The following is a 14,016-nucleotide window of genomic DNA, read 5'->3' as shown; positions in this document are numbered from 1 at the left end:
CACAGCCAGGAGACACGCCATGTCCACGCCCCACCCCAGGGCGGCCCACGCTGCCGCCTCAACGCCTTCCGCCTCCCACGCGGCGCACGCCCCGCACGGCCTGTTCGCCCACGTGCGGCAGGATGCACCCGCGAGCATCGTCGTCTTCCTCGTGGCGCTGCCGCTGTGCCTGGGCATCGCGCTCGCGAGCGGGGTCCCCCTCATGGCCGGGCTGGTGTCCGGCATCTTGGGCGGCCTCGTCGTGGGCGCGCTCTCGGGCTCCCACCTGAGCGTCAGCGGACCCGCCGCCGGGCTGGTGGTGATCGTCGTGGGCTCCATCGCCAGCCTGGGCAGCTACCCGGCCTTCCTCACCGCCGTGGTTCTGGCCGGCATGCTGCAGTGGGTGCTGGGCCGGCTGCACGCCGGCAAGATCGGTGCCTGTTTTCCCGCCGCCGTCATCAAGGGCATGCTTGCAGCCATCGGCCTGCTGCTGATCATCAAGCAGTTGCCCGTGGCCTTTGGCTTCCAGTCCACCGAGCACGCGATGCGCGCCGTGCCCTCGGCGGCGGACACGCTCGATACCGCGCGCCATCTCTTCGGTGCCGTCAGCGTGGGCGCCACGGTGATCGCGGCCGGTGCCCTGGCCATCCTTTTCGCCTGGGACACCGCCTTCGTCAAGCGGCTGCCGGTGCTCGGGCGGTTGCCCGGGCCGCTGGTCGCGGTGGTCTGGGGCGTGGGGTGCCATGCCGCCGCGCTCGCCGCCCGGCCCTCGGCCGCACTGACCGAGGCGCAGCGCGTGGCACTGCCGGACGTCAACAGCCTCGCCGGGCTCTGGGCCCAGTTCACCACGCCCGACTGGTCGGCGCTCGCGAACCCGCAGGTCTATACCGTGGCGCTGACCCTGGCCTTCGTCGCCAGCCTGGAGACGCTGCTGAGCCTGGAAGCCACCGACCGGCTCGATCCCATGAAGCGCGTGGCATCGCCCAACCGGGAGCTGCGCGCCCAGGGCATCGGCAACATCGTCGCGGGCCTGCTCGGCGGCCTGCCGATCACCGCGGTGATCGTGCGCAGCTCGGCCAACGTGCAGGCCGGGGCGCGCACCCGGCTGTCGGCCATCCTGCACGGCCTCCTGCTGCTCGCCAGCCTGCTGTTCCTGGCCGAGTTCCTGGAGTGGATTCCGCTCGCGGCGCTGGCCGCCGTGCTGCTGCACACCGGCTACAAGCTCGCCAAGCCCTCGCTGGTGGCGGCCGTCTGGCGCGAGGGCTGGGGCGTGTTCATCCCGTTCGCGGTCACCGTCGGCGCCATCCTCGCCACCGACCTGCTCATGGGCATCCTCATCGGCCTGGCGAGCAGCATGCTGTTCGTCATCGAGTCCAACACGCGCGGCGCGCTGTCGATGGTGTCGGACGGCGACATGCACCTGCTGCGGCTCAACAAGGACATCTCCTTCTTCAGCCGCGCCAGCCTGCGCGGCTACCTGTCGCGGGTCCACGAAGGGCAGACGCTGGTGATCGACGGCTGCGACTGCCGCTTCCTGGACCGGGACATCCGCGAGACGCTGCAGGACTTCCTCGCGCATGCCGAAGAACGCGGCATCCAGGTGGAATGCCGGTCGCTGCCGGCCGCCACGCCGGACACCGGGATCGCGGGCGCCGTGGGCATCGCCGGCCTCGCGGCCGTGCTGCGCCCGCGCGCAGCCGCGGGCTGAGCCGCGGGCGCGCGGGCACCCCACCCCGGTGGGGCTGCCGGTCGGGGCGCGGGTTGGCTACACTCGCGCCTCGCCCACAGCCCACAGCGGCAGTCCCATGCTCGACAAACTCAACGATTTCACCGCCAGCCATGGCGAATTGCGTCCGGGCCGCGGCCACATCTCCGGCGTCATCGCGCTCTCGCTCGGCATCCTGAGCTTCCTGGGCGTGCTCGCCTTCCATTTCCCTGAATACCTCACTACGCCCCAGCTGCGCAAGGCCTACAACGTCGATGTGCTGCGCATGGTGCTGTTCGCCTCGCTGGTGGTGGCCGGAGGGCTCTCGCTCGTCAACATCGTGTTCAACCGTTCGCGCTGGCTCTCGTCCGCGGCCTTCCTGCTCATGACCTCGGCCGCGCTGCTCGGCGGCCACAAGGTGCCGGTGCACGATTTCGCGGACAACACGCCCTACATCGGTCTCGACTGGTTCATCCTCGACCTGCTGGGCAGCGCGTTGATCTTCATCTTCATCGAGAAGCTCTTTGCGCTGCGGCGCGACCAGCCCATCTTCCGCCCCGAGTGGCAGTGCGACTTCCACCACTTCATCGTGAACCACATGGTGGTGGGCTTCGTGCTGCTGGCAACCAACCTGCTGGTGCACAAGCTGTTCGGATGGGCCGCCAGCGACGGCATCCGGGGCTGGGTGCAAGGCCTCGACTTCTGGGTGGCGCTCTTCCTCATCATCCTGGTGGCCGACCTCGTGCAGTACTGGACCCACCGCGCCTACCACGAGGTGCCCGTGCTCTGGCGCCTGCACGCCGTGCACCACAGCGTCAAGAGCATGGACTGGATGGCGGGCTCGCGCCAGCACATCCTGGAGCTGCTCATCACCCGCACGCTGGTGCTGGCTCCCATCTACGTGCTGGGTTTCTCGAAGGAGGTGATCGACGCCTACATCGTCATCGTCGGATTCCAGGCGGTGTTCAACCATGCCAATGTGAGCGTGCGCCTGGGCCCGCTGCGCTACGTGCTGGTCACGCCCAACTTCCACCACTGGCACCACAGTCAGGACCAGGAAGCGCTGGACCGCAACTACGCCGCGCACTTCGCCTTCATCGACTACCTCTTCGGCACCGCGGTGCGCAGCGACCGCCTCTGGCCCGAGCAATACGGCGTACTGGGCGACTACGTGCCCAACGGGTTCATCAGGCAGCTGAAGTTCCCGTTCACCTGGAAAGGCTGATGCATCCGCCTCCGCGGTTCGACGCCGTCATCATCGGTGCCGGCGCCGCCGGCCTTTTCTGCGCCGCGCAGGCCGGGCAGCGCGGCCTGAAGGTGCTGCTGATCGACCATGCCGACAAGGTGGCCGAGAAGATCCGGATCTCCGGCGGGGGGCGCTGCAACTTCACCAACCGCGACCTGGACGTGCGTGCCCCCCACCGGCACTTCGTGGGGCAGAACCCGCAGTTCGCGCGCTCGGCGCTGTCGCGCTATACCCCTGCGGACTTCGTCGCGCTGGTCGAACGCCACGGCATCGCCTACCACGAGAAGCACAAGGGCCAGCTCTTCGCCGACCGGTCGGCCGAAGACCTGATCCGGATGCTGCTGGCCGAATGCGAGGCCGGCCAGGTCGAGCGCTGGCAGCCCGGCACCGTGAAGAAAGTGCGCTTCCAGCCGGCAGGCGACGATGGAGCCGATGCTGCCACCTACCACGTCGATACCGACCGCGGCCCGGTGCAGGCCCGCAGCCTGGTGGTGGCCACGGGCGGGCTCTCCATCCCCAAGATCGGCGCGACCGACTTCGGCTACCGCCTGGCGCAGCAGTTCGGCATTCCGCTGGTGGAGCGCCGCCCGGGCCTCGTGCCGCTCACCTTCGACGGCGACGCCTGGGCGCCGTACGCGCAGCTGGCCGGGCTGGCACTGCCCGTCGAGATCGCCACGGGCTCGAAGAAGCAGCGCACGGCCTTCCTGGAAGACCTGCTGTTCACGCACCGCGGCCTCTCGGGGCCGGCCGTGCTGCAGATCTCCAGCTACTGGCAGCCCGGCACGCCGCTGGCCATCGACCTGGCGCCCGGCACCGACCTGCCCGGTGCGCTGGCGCAGGGCAAGGCGCGGTCGAAGAAGCTGATCGCCAACGAGCTCGCCACGCTGGTGCCCGGGCGCCTGGCCGATGCCTGGGCGCAGCAGAGCCCCGACTGGCAGCGCCCGATCACCGAGGCCTCCGACAAGGCGCTGGCCCGGCTGGCCAACCAGTTGGCGCGCTGGGAACTGACGCCCACCGGCACCGAAGGCTACAAGAAGGCCGAGGTGACGCTGGGCGGCATCGACACGCGCGCGCTGTCGCAGCAGACCATGGAGGCGACCGCGCAGCCCGGCCTGTACTTCATCGGCGAGGTGGTGGACATCACCGGCTGGCTGGGCGGCTACAACTTCCAGTGGGCCTGGGCGAGCGCGCATGCCTGTGCGCAGGCACTGCCGGCGGCACAGGGCTGCACCGGGCGATAGCCGGCCACCCAGGCGATCCCGGCGGCCTGCCGCCCCTCAGCCCCTTTCCGCAGATCCCACCACCCCGGCCCAGCGGGCCATGCCCAGTGCATCCCGCAGCGCCACGGCGCCGCGCGGCGTGACGGCCAGCGCGCGGGAGCCGGAGCTGCGCGCCAGCCAGCCGCTGTCCAGGCAATAGGCGCAGACCAGGGCACCAATCCGGCCGGCCAGGTGGGGACGGCGCTCGCTCCAGTCCAGGCAGGGACGGCACACGGGCCGGCGCGAGCCCCCGCCGTCCAGCGCCGCCGCGGCCTCGATGCCCAGGCGCGCCAGCACGGCGGCCGCCCGGTCCGTGGCGCGGCCACCCTCTTCGCTGTCGAACACGACGGCACCCTCCTCCAGCAGATGGTCCGCGACCGCCACGCCCAGGCGGCCTGCCAGATGGTCGTAGCAGGTGCGCGCCATGCGCAGCGCCGCATCGCGCGGCCCCGCCGCCACGGCGGTCGGCGGCACGGCCGCGGGACGCACGGCGAACTGCATCAGCCCCTCGAGCAGCTGCGCCACCTCTGCGCCGGCCAGTGCGTGGTAGCGGTGGCGTCCCTGGCTGCGCACGACCAGCAGGCCGGCATCCACCAGCAGCGCCAGATGCCGGCTGGCGGTGGCCGGGGAAATCCGCGCAGCGCCCGCGAGTTCGCGCGCGGTGAGCGCCCGGCCGTCCATGAGGGCCAGCAGCATGGCCGCGCGGGCGGGTTCGCCGATGAGCCCGGCCACGCGGGCGATCTGGTTGGTGTTCACACGCCGCAGTGTGCCCCAGCAGCGGCCGGCACGCTTCGCTCCCGGGCGAAGCATGCCGGCCTTCGCGGGCCATCCAATGGGCGACAGGGCGAACGGCGTGTGTCCCGCACGCGCAGCGCCCCACCGACCACGCAACCGGTACACCACCACGAAGAACGCACACCATGTCCATCACCTGCTTCATCCGCTACGAGATCGATCCCTTCCAGATCGACGCCTTCCGCGACTACGCCGAGCACTGGGGCCGCATCATTCCGCGCTGCGGCGGCCACCTCGTGGGCTATTTCCTGCCGCACGAGGGCAGCAACTTCGAGGCCTGGGGCCTGATCGCCTTCGACAGTCTTGCAGCCTACGAGGCCTACCGCGCGCGACTGCGCGCCGACCCCGAAGGCCGCGCCAACTTCGAACGGGCGCAGCGCCAGCGCTTCATCCTGCGCGAGGAGCGCAGCTTCGCCATGGCGGTGCCGGGCACTTTCGGAAAACCGGCCCGGCCCGTGGACGCCGGCTGCGAAGTCCCGCCGGCCGAAGGGGCCGCACCATGATCGCCGTGATCTTCGAGGCCCTGCCTTCCGCCGCAGGCCGCGAGGAATACCTCTCGCGCGCCGCGGCCCTGCACGTGGCGCTGCAGGACATGGACGGCTTCCTGGGGCTGGAGCGCTTCGAGAGCCTGTCCACGCCCGGCAAGCTGCTATCGCTGTCCTTCTGGCACGACGAAGCCGCAGTTGCGCGCTGGCGCGGCCATGGGGCCCACCGGGGCGCGCAGGCGGCCGGTCGCGGCGGGGTCTTCGAGGACTACCGGCTGCGCGTGGCCCGCGTGCTGCGGGACTACGGCCTGCACGACCGCGCCGAGGCACCGGACGGCACCGGCGGCCTCTCGCCCGGCAGCCCCTGAACGTCAACCCTCCACCGCGGCCTCGGACCGCGGGAGGCGCGGTGGCCGCGCCGCCGCGTCTGCGACCCACCGCTGCAGTGCCTCGGGTGGCAGCGCCCGGCTGAACAGGTAGCCCTGCACCTCGTCGCAGTGCAGCGACTCCAGCATGCGCAGGGTGGCCAGATCCTCCACGCCCTCGGCCACCACCTGCAGCCCGAGCGTGCGGCCCAGGCCGATGATGGCGCGCGTGATCGCCATGTCGGCCGGGCTCGCCAGCATGTCGCGGATGAAGGATTTGTCCACCTTCAGCTTGTCGATCGCGAAGCGCTTGAGGTAGGCCAGGCTCGAATATCCCGTCCCGAAATCGTCGATGGACAATTGCACGCCCAGCTGCTTGAGCGCCGCGAGCTGCCCCTGCGCCACGCCGGCGTTGTCCATCAGCTGCGATTCGGTGATCTCCAGCTCCAGGCAGCGCGCGGGCATGGCGTGGCGCGCCAGCAGCGCGGCAATGTCCGGCACCAGCAGCGGATCGGCCAGTTGCGCGGCCGACAGGTTCACCGACACCGGCAGGCCAGCGAGGCCGCCGCCCGCTTCCGACGCCCGCCAGGCCGCCCACTGAGCGCAGGCCTGGTCCAGCACCCAGGCCCCGATGGCGCGGATGAGGCCGGCCTCTTCCGCGATGGGGATGAACTCGCCCGGCAGCACTTCCCCGAGGGAGGGATGCCGCCAGCGCAGCAGCGCCTCCACGCCCGTGGGCATGCCGGTGCGGGCGGACATGCGCGGCTGGTAGTGCAGCGCGAACTCCCGGCGCTCCAGAGCCCGCCGCAGCGACTGCTCCATGGCCTGCCGGGCCTGCACGCGGCGGTCCGTCTCCAGCGAATACAGGCGCGCCATGTCGCGCCCTGCGGTCTTGGCCTCGTACATGGCCGCGTCGGCCCGGCGCATCAGCTCGTCCAGGTCCGCGCCGTCCTCGGGATAGACCGCGATGCCCACGCTGCACGACACGCTCAGTTCGTGCACCTCCACCGGATGGCTCTGCCGGATGAGCGGGATGAGGCGCTCCTCCACCACGCGCAGCACCTGCTGAGCGCCGTCCACCTGGCGCATGACGATCACGAACTCGTCGCCGCCCAGGCGGCTGACCGTATCGCCGTCGCGCACGGACTGCACCAGCCGGGCCGCCACCGAGCGCAGCAGGCCGTCGCCGATGTGGTGGCCCAGCGTATCGTTGATCGCCTTGAAGCGGTCCAGGTCGATGAACAGCACCGCCAGTTGCTCGCCGGTCCGGGCGGCCTGCTCCAGTCCTGCCTGGAGGCGCTGCACGCACAGCGAGCGGTTGGGAAGTTCGGTCAGCACGTCGTGGTGCGCCAGGAAGCGGATGCGTTCCTCGTTGCGCTTGCGGTCGGTGATGTCGATCGCGATGCCGATGTGGTTGGTCACTGCTCCGCCCTTGCCGCCTTCGCGCACGGCCGACACCATGAGCCAGGCCGGGTAGCTCTCGCCCGAACGCCGGCGGAAGCGCACCTCGCCCTGCCAGGACTCCTTGTCCGCCAGTGCGCGCGCGATGGACTCGCCCGGTGCGGATTCGCCGGGCGCATCGAGCAGCATGCCCAGCTGCTCGCCGATCACCTCGTAGAAGTCGTAGTGCGTGCTGCGGCAGAACGCCTGGTTCACGCTCACGATGCGCTGCGCGGCGTTCATGATGATGATGCCCTCGGACGAGGCCTCGAACACCTTCGCCCACAGCTCCAGCCGCTGCTCCATCACCTTGAGCACATTGATCGGCGCGAACGCGGTCAGCATCGCGTCGCGGCCCTGGAAGCGCAGCCGCCGCGCGGACAGCACCGCCCATGCGGGTTCCTTGCCGCCCTTCCAGCGCACCTCGAACTCATCCACCACGCCATAGTCCGCCAGGCGCTGGAAAAACCGCGCCCGCACGCCCGGCTCCAGCCCGGCGCGCCAGGGATCGTGGGTGACGCCATCCAGCCAGTGGCCCGCGGGCGCATTGGAATGCAGCACCTCGTGCTCGGGCACCGATGTCACCACCATCGGGATGGGGAGCGCCTCCACCAGTTCGCGCTGGGCTTCCGCGGCGCGCGCGCTGGCGGCCAGTTCCTGCTGCAGCAGCCGCTCGCGGTCCAGCTGCGCGAGCATGTCGTTGAACGCGGTCACCAGCCGGCCGATCTCGTCGCCGCTGTTCCAGCGCGCACGCAGCGTGTGGTCGCCGGTGCGCCGCACCTCGTCCGCCACCCGCGCGAGCTGCTGCAGCGGCTTGGCGATCTGCCGGGCCACGAGGGTGACCATGCTCAGGATGCAGCCCAGCAGCAGCACGGCCGTGCCCAGGTGCAGCCACATGCGCGCGAACAGGTCGTGCACCCGCGCATGCAGCAGGTCGTCCATGGCCTCCGTGCCAGCCACCCAGGCGCTCCCCAGCGAAGCCAGCAGCGACTGCTGGCGGTCATACAGTTCCTGCGCCGCAGTGACGGGCCCCACTTCGCCCTGGGCCACACGCTGCAGCAGCGCCTGCAGGGCCTGCCCCGATGCCTGCAGGCCCTCGCGCGTCGCGCCCAGACGTTCGCGCAGCGCCGGCTGGCCGGCGATGAAAGCCTGGTCGAAATCCGAATCGATGCCCACCAGCACGGCATCGAGCCGGCCCACCAGCGTCAGCAGCTCCGCGGCGCGGTGCGTTCCCGGGACGGCCTGCTGCTGGCGCGGCGCGGGCCTTGCGGAGAGAAATCCCAGCGTGTCGTGCACTACCTGCAGCAGCTCGGGGTAGCGCAGCATGGTGAGCGACATGACGTAGTAGCTGTCCAGGTCCGGGTCCAGGATCAGGTTCGACTGATTGGCCACGGTGGTCAGGAGTTCGCGCCCCTGCCGCAGCAGCGCGCCCCGCTCCTGCGGGCGCGCGGGCCCGGAGCCGGCGTCCGCCGCGGCCGTGCCGCCAGCGGCCTGCAGCGACTGCGCGAAACGCTCGGCCATGTCGCCGGTGCGCAGGGCGGCGTCGTGCTCCCCGCGCACGTCCCGCAGGCGGTCCTGCAGGAGGACGCGCGCCACCGGATCGCCGGGCAGGAAAGAACCCATCAGGCCGTCGCGCACCACCGCCGCGTAGGCCGTGCCGACGATCTCCTTGCGGGCGAAATCGATGGCGAGGAATTTCTCGTGGATCAGGATTCCCGAGACGTAGATGACTGCCGTGAGGTCCAGCAGGTAGATGAGCATGAGCTTGCGGCCCACGCTGAGACGGCCCAGCCAGCGGCCCAGCCGGCCCGTGATGCGGTGCATGATCGACATGAAATTGCAGCGGGGAAAGGCAGGCACCGTCCCGCCCGCCCGTCCCCGGAAAAGCCTGGCGAATCCAGGCTGTTACAACTATTAGCAATTTCCGCACCATGGCGGGCTGCGGCCGGGCTTGCCGGGGCACCAGGAGACGGCCATTGCACGCGCCGGGACAGCGGCATGACACGCGTTTGCCAGAAAACGCTACAATCCCCGGCTTTGCTGGCAAAACCCCGTCGGCCAATACTAGTTAGAGACGGGGAAAACCGCTGCGAATGGCTGCAGGGCCCGATCTTCCCCGCAACCCGCTGGCAGCACCCATTTTGGAAACATCACTGAATGACCACCATCCGTGTAAAAGAGAACGAACCCTTCGACGTGGCACTGCGCCGCTTCAAGCGCACCATCGAAAAGCTGGGCCTGCTGACCGACCTGCGCGCCCGTGAGTTCTACGAAAAGCCGACGGCCGAGCGCAAGCGCAAGAAGGCTGCCGCCGTGAAGCGCCACTACAAGCGCGTTCGCAGCATGCAGCTGCCCAAGAAGCTGTACTGATCGGCTTGTCGGTCGCCGTATCGACGATTCATACGGCCGGCCTCGCCGCCGAGAAACCCGCGCTAGGGACGCCAAGCGCGGGTTTTGTCGTTTTACGGGTCTGCAAAAAGCCCCTCCAGCGTCGTTGCAACGCCTTGCCGTAGCGACACTACTGTCTGCGGCGTTGCGCCTCGCCGGAGGGGCTTTGTGCAAACCCTCCAGCTCTGCCTGATCCATCCAATCAATACAAGGAAATCTGCCATGGGACTCAAGGAACAGATCACCGAAGACATGAAGACCGCCATGCGCGCCAAGGACTCCGAGCGCCTGGGCACCATCCGCCTGCTGCAGGCCGCGATGAAGCAGAAGGAAGTGGACGAGCGCGTCACGCTGGACGACGCAGCCATCGTCGCGATCGTGGACAAGCTCATCAAGCAGCGCAAGGACTCGATCGCCGCTTTCGAGGGCGCGGGCCGCCAGGACCTGGCGGACAAGGAGAAGTCGGAGATGGCCGTGCTGCAGGCCTACCTGCCCGAGCGCATGTCGGCCGATGAAGTGACGGCGGCCGTGCAGGCCATCGTGGCCGAGCTGGGTGCCGCGGGCCCCGGCGACATGGGCAAGGTCATGGGCGTGGTGAAGACCCGCCTGGCCGGCAAGGCCGACATGGGCCAGGTGTCGGCCGCCGTGAAGGCGGCCCTGGCCGGCTGACGGCTCCCTGCCCTGCCGGGGAGCACCGCCATACAACGCACCCCTCGCTGCCAGCGCTCCGCCATGGAGCGCTGGCAGTTTTTCATGGGGCTGCCGTTGCCGTCGTTCTGGCCGTCGCGGCTGCCGCAGCCGCTGCCGCCGCGGGATGCGGATGGGCGGCCATCAGGGCTTCGTCACGGGCGGCGGCGCGCAGCGCTGCGGGACGCTGTTGGTGTGGCCGCACATAGTCCTCGAACGCGGCCCGGCGCTCCAGCATCCCGAAGCGCATGTAGAAGCCCATCACCGAGGCCAGGTACAGGTCGGCCACGGTGAAGCCGTCGCCCACCAGGTACGCCTTGCCGGCCACCGCCTGCTCCAGGGTGCGCAGCAGGTCGGCCTCGTTGCCGTAGCCCGCCTCGGAGGTCGGGGCCAGGGCGCCGTACTTGCGCGCCGTGAGGAAGGACTCCAGCGGTCCGGCGGCGAAGAACAGCCAGCGGTAGCACAGGCCGCGCTGGGGCGAGCCGGGCGGGGGGAGCAGCGAACTCTCCGGCACCAGGTCCGCCAGGTGCGTGCAGATGGCGGCTCCTTCCGTGATCGTCACGCCGCCATGGCGCAGGGCCGGCACCTTGCCCATGGGGTTGATGGCGAGGTAATCCGGCGACTTCATCGTGCTGCCGTAGTCCAGGATGACCTCCTCGTACGGCAGGCCGGTTTCCTCCAGCATCCAGCGGCTGACCCGGCCGCGGGACATGGGATGGGTGTAGAAGGTCAGGGATTCAGTGCTCATCGAACGCTCCAGGGTGGAAAGAGCCCGCAGTCTGCGCGCCGCCGCTGTCAGATCCTGTCAGCAGTCAGGTCAGGTCCCGCACGTCATTGCCGGCCGGCAGGCGCTCCTTGCGCCACCGCCGCAGGAGGTCGTGGCGCTGTGCCGGGTAGCGCACGCCGGTATCCTCCAGCGCCAGCACCCGGTCGGCCCGGAAATGGCGGAAGTCCTGGCGCAGCTCGCACCAGCCCGCGAGCAGCCGCATCTGGTCGAGGAATGCCATGGCGAAGGGCCACACCACCCGCTCGGTCACGGCGCCGTCCGCATCCGTGTAGCGCATGCGCACCGTGTGGCCCACCCGGATCGCATTGCGCAGGGCCCCCAGCCACGGCTCGGGCGGCGGGCCCGACCACTGGGGCGCGAACAGCCCGCTGGTCTCCACTTCGAGGCGCAGCAGGGCGGGCAGGATACTGGTGATCCGCTCCATGCCCTGCGCCGCGGCGCGGGCCAGCACCGGATCGGCGTGCGCCGCCACCCAGCGCGCGCCCAGCAGCAGCGCCTCCAGTTCCTCGGGCGGAAACATCATCGGCGGCAGCAGGAAGCCGGGACGCAGCTGGTAGCCGACGCCCGCATCGCCCGCCACGTCGGCCCCCTGCGCCCGCAGCACCCCGATGTCGCGGTACAGGGTGCGCAGGCTCACCCCCAGGCGCTCGGCCAGTCGGGTGCCGGAGACGGGGCGGCGGCAGCGTCGCAGTTCGTCGAGCAGCTGCAGGAGCCGGGCGGAGCGCACGGAACGGTTCATGCGGCCCCGCTGCCCCACGTCTCGCGCGAGAAATGGGCCTGCAGGAACTCCACGCACACGCGCACCTTGGCCGAGCGCTCCAGCCGCGTGGGGTACACGGCCCAGACGTTGGCCTCCTGCTGCCATTCGGGCAGCACGCGCACCAGCCGGCCCGCAGCCAGTTCGGGACCGACGTCCCAGAGAGACCGCAGCACGATGCCGCGCCCATCCACCGCCCATTGCACGGCCATCTCGCCGTGGTTGGCCGACAGCGGCCCGCGCACCTTCACCGTGCAGTCCACTGCGCCGCTGCGCAGCCGCCAGACGCCGAAGGGGTGGTCGCGCTCCTTGATCACCAGGCAATCGTGGCTGGCCAGATCGTCCACCGCCCGGGGAATGCCCTTGCGCGCCAGATAGGCCGGCGCCGCGCACAGCACGCGGTGGTTGCCCGCCAGCCGGCGGGCGATCAGGTGCGGCGCGATCTCGTCGCCCACGCGGACATCCAGGTCGAACCCTTCGCCCGCCACGTCCACCAGCCGGTCGAACACTTCCAGCCGCACCTGCAGGCCCGGATGGCGCTCCACCAGTCGCGACACCGCGGGCGCCACGATGCGCCGCCCGAAGCCGAAACTGCAGCTCAGCCTGAGCAGGCCGCGCGGCTCGCGCCGCGTCACGGCCACCTCCTGCAGCAGCTGGTCCCAATCGTCCAGGATGCGCTGCGCCCAGTGGAAGACGCGCTCGCCCTCCTCCGTCACCGCCACGCGGCGCGTCGTGCGGTGCAGCAGTTTCACGGCCAGTTCCTCCTCGAGCAGGCGGATGCGCTTGCTGACGTAGGCCGGCGAAGCGCCCAGTTCGGTGGCCGCCTCGGCGAAGCTGGCCTTGCGGACCACGGCGGTGAAGACGCGCAGGTCGTCGGTGGCGGGCGTTTTATGCACGATGTGTGAACAATGGAACCACAGACATCGGATTGTATTGCGCTGCGGTTTGCCTAAAAATCGGCGGCATGCTGGCGGACCGGCCCCTTCGTCGCCCCGCCTTCCGTTCCAATTTTCACAGCCATTCCAGGAGACCTCGCACATGTCCAGCCCTACCCAAACGTTCAAGATCGCGGTGCTGCCCGGCGACGGCATCGGCAAGGAGGTCATGCCCGAGGGGCTGCGGGCGATCCAGGCGGCGGCCGGGCGCTTCGGCTTCGCGCTGGAGCTGCACACCTTCGAGTGGGCCAGCTGCGACTACTACCTCGCGCACGGCCAGATGATGCCCGACGACTGGAAGGAACAGCTCAAGGGCATGGATGCGCTCTTCTTCGGCGCCGTGGGCTGGCCGGCCACCGTGCCGGACCATGTCTCGCTGTGGGGCTCGCTGCTGAAGTTCCGCCGCGAATTCGACCAGTACATCAACCTGCGGCCCGTGCGCCTGTTCGAGGGCGTGCCCTGCCCACTGGCGGGCCGCAAGCCCGGCGACATCGACTACTACGTGGTGCGCGAGAACACCGAGGGCGAATACACCTCGCTGGGCGGCATCATGTACGAAGGCACGGACCGCGAGATCGTGATCCAGGAGTCGGTCTATTCGCGCAAGGGCGCCGAGCGGCTGCTGAGGTTCGCGTTCGACCTCGCGCAGAGCCGCCCGAAGAAGCACGTGACGCTGGCCACCAAGAGCAACGGCATCGCCATCAGCATGCCGTGGTGGGACCAGCGGGCCGACGACGTGGCCAAGGGCTATCCGGGCATCACGCTGGACAAGCAGCACATCGACATCCTGACGGCGCGCTTCGTGCTGCAGCCGGGACGCTTCGATGTGGTGGCGGCGACGAACCTGTTCGGCGACATTCTGTCGGACCTGGGGCCGGCGACCACCGGCACGATCGGGCTGGCGCCGTCGGCCAACCTGAACCCGGAGCGCACGTTCCCCAGCCTGTTCGAGCCGGTGCACGGCTCGGCACCGGACATCCATGGCAAGAACATCGCCAACCCGATCGCGATGGTCTGGTCCGGGGCGCTGATGCTGGACTTCCTGACGCAGGGCCAGGGCGCGGGGCGGCAGGCGCACGATGCGATCGTGTCGGCGATCGAGCAGGTGATCAAAAGCGGGCCGAAGACGCCGGACCTGGGCGGCACCGCCAGCACCACGCAGGTGGGCGAGGCCATCGCGGCGGCCAT

13 protein-coding genes are annotated in these 14,016 nt (G+C 70.1%); 8 read left to right on the top strand and 5 right to left on the bottom strand.

Annotated features, from left to right (window positions below):
- Positions 1 to 19 precede the first annotated feature (19 nt).
- The 3 genes from BLR05_RS18070 (at position 20) to BLR05_RS18060 (ending at position 4,171) form a co-directional block, all read left to right on the top strand.
- Entirely contained in the window at positions 20 to 1,687 is a 1,668-nt protein-coding gene (locus BLR05_RS18070; protein ID WP_092836883.1) for a SulP family inorganic anion transporter, read from the top strand.
- A 97-nt stretch (positions 1,688 to 1,784) separates the two neighbouring features.
- On the top strand, positions 1,785 to 2,909 hold the full coding sequence (locus BLR05_RS18065; RefSeq protein ID WP_092836880.1) for a sterol desaturase family protein: 1,125 nt from the start codon (positions 1,785 to 1,787) through the stop codon (positions 2,907 to 2,909).
- Positions 2,909 to 4,171 (top strand): BaiN/RdsA family NAD(P)/FAD-dependent oxidoreductase, encoded by a 1,263-nt coding sequence (locus BLR05_RS18060; protein ID WP_092836877.1) that lies wholly within the window; start codon positions 2,909 to 2,911, stop codon positions 4,169 to 4,171. The genes BLR05_RS18065 and BLR05_RS18060 overlap by 1 nt, the downstream gene beginning before the upstream one ends.
- 36 nt (positions 4,172 to 4,207) lie before the next feature.
- Here the strand turns inward: BLR05_RS18060 and BLR05_RS18055 are convergent, their stop codons facing one another.
- Complete coding sequence (locus BLR05_RS18055) at positions 4,208 to 4,999, bottom strand: winged helix-turn-helix domain-containing protein (RefSeq protein ID WP_092836874.1); 792 nt, start codon at positions 4,997 to 4,999, stop codon at positions 4,208 to 4,210.
- Between the two features lie 110 nt (positions 5,000 to 5,109).
- Between BLR05_RS18055 and BLR05_RS18050 the strand changes: the two genes are divergently transcribed.
- Together BLR05_RS18050 and BLR05_RS18045 are read left to right on the top strand one after the other, a co-directional pair.
- On the top strand, positions 5,110 to 5,487 hold the full coding sequence (locus BLR05_RS18050; RefSeq protein ID WP_092836871.1) for an NIPSNAP family protein: 378 nt from the start codon (positions 5,110 to 5,112) through the stop codon (positions 5,485 to 5,487).
- Entirely contained in the window at positions 5,484 to 5,837 is a 354-nt protein-coding gene (locus BLR05_RS18045) for an antibiotic biosynthesis monooxygenase family protein (protein WP_092836868.1), read from the top strand. Before BLR05_RS18050 ends, BLR05_RS18045 begins: the two co-directional genes overlap by 4 nt.
- A gap of 3 nt (positions 5,838 to 5,840) precedes the next feature.
- Here BLR05_RS18045 and BLR05_RS18040 read toward each other — a convergent pair whose 3' ends face one another.
- Positions 5,841 to 9,107 carry an EAL domain-containing protein gene (locus BLR05_RS18040; RefSeq protein ID WP_092836865.1) on the bottom strand — a complete coding sequence of 1,089 codons (3,267 nt, stop codon included), beginning with the start codon at positions 9,105 to 9,107 and terminating at the stop codon, positions 5,841 to 5,843.
- A gap of 324 nt (positions 9,108 to 9,431) precedes the next feature.
- Between BLR05_RS18040 and rpsU the strand changes: the two genes are divergently transcribed.
- Both rpsU and BLR05_RS18030 read left to right on the top strand, forming a co-directional pair.
- Complete coding sequence (rpsU, locus tag BLR05_RS18035; protein WP_007833691.1) at positions 9,432 to 9,644, top strand: 30S ribosomal protein S21; 213 nt, start codon at positions 9,432 to 9,434, stop codon at positions 9,642 to 9,644.
- A gap of 240 nt (positions 9,645 to 9,884) precedes the next feature.
- The gene (locus BLR05_RS18030; RefSeq protein ID WP_092836862.1) at positions 9,885 to 10,331 is read left to right on the top strand and encodes a GatB/YqeY domain-containing protein; all 447 of its coding nucleotides are present in this window, start codon (positions 9,885 to 9,887) and stop codon (positions 10,329 to 10,331) included.
- Between the two features lie 82 nt (positions 10,332 to 10,413).
- On the opposite strand, the gene BLR05_RS18025 is transcribed toward BLR05_RS18030, so the two are convergent.
- The 3 genes from BLR05_RS18025 to BLR05_RS18015 form a co-directional block, all read right to left on the bottom strand.
- Entirely contained in the window at positions 10,414 to 11,097 is a 684-nt protein-coding gene (locus BLR05_RS18025) for a glutathione S-transferase family protein (protein ID WP_092836859.1), read from the bottom strand.
- A gap of 64 nt (positions 11,098 to 11,161) precedes the next feature.
- On the bottom strand, positions 11,162 to 11,875 hold the full coding sequence (locus BLR05_RS18020; protein ID WP_092837042.1) for a helix-turn-helix transcriptional regulator: 714 nt from the start codon (positions 11,873 to 11,875) through the stop codon (positions 11,162 to 11,164).
- Positions 11,872 to 12,789 (bottom strand): LysR substrate-binding domain-containing protein, encoded by a 918-nt coding sequence (locus BLR05_RS18015; RefSeq protein ID WP_196289384.1) that lies wholly within the window; start codon positions 12,787 to 12,789, stop codon positions 11,872 to 11,874. Before BLR05_RS18015 ends, BLR05_RS18020 begins: the two co-directional genes overlap by 4 nt.
- A gap of 142 nt (positions 12,790 to 12,931) precedes the next feature.
- On the opposite strand from BLR05_RS18015, the gene BLR05_RS18010 reads away from it, so the two are divergent.
- Positions 12,932 to 14,016, top strand: a 1,085-nt coding sequence (locus BLR05_RS18010; protein ID WP_143015952.1) for a tartrate dehydrogenase, incomplete at its 3' end; no start/stop codon positions are given.

The sequence above is a fragment of the Paracidovorax cattleyae genome, assembly GCF_900104515.1.
Taxonomy (GTDB): domain Bacteria; phylum Pseudomonadota; class Gammaproteobacteria; order Burkholderiales; family Burkholderiaceae_C; genus Paracidovorax; species Paracidovorax cattleyae.
The sequence above is the reverse complement of the archived record's forward strand: the minus strand, read 5'-3'. Positions and strand labels throughout refer to the sequence as shown.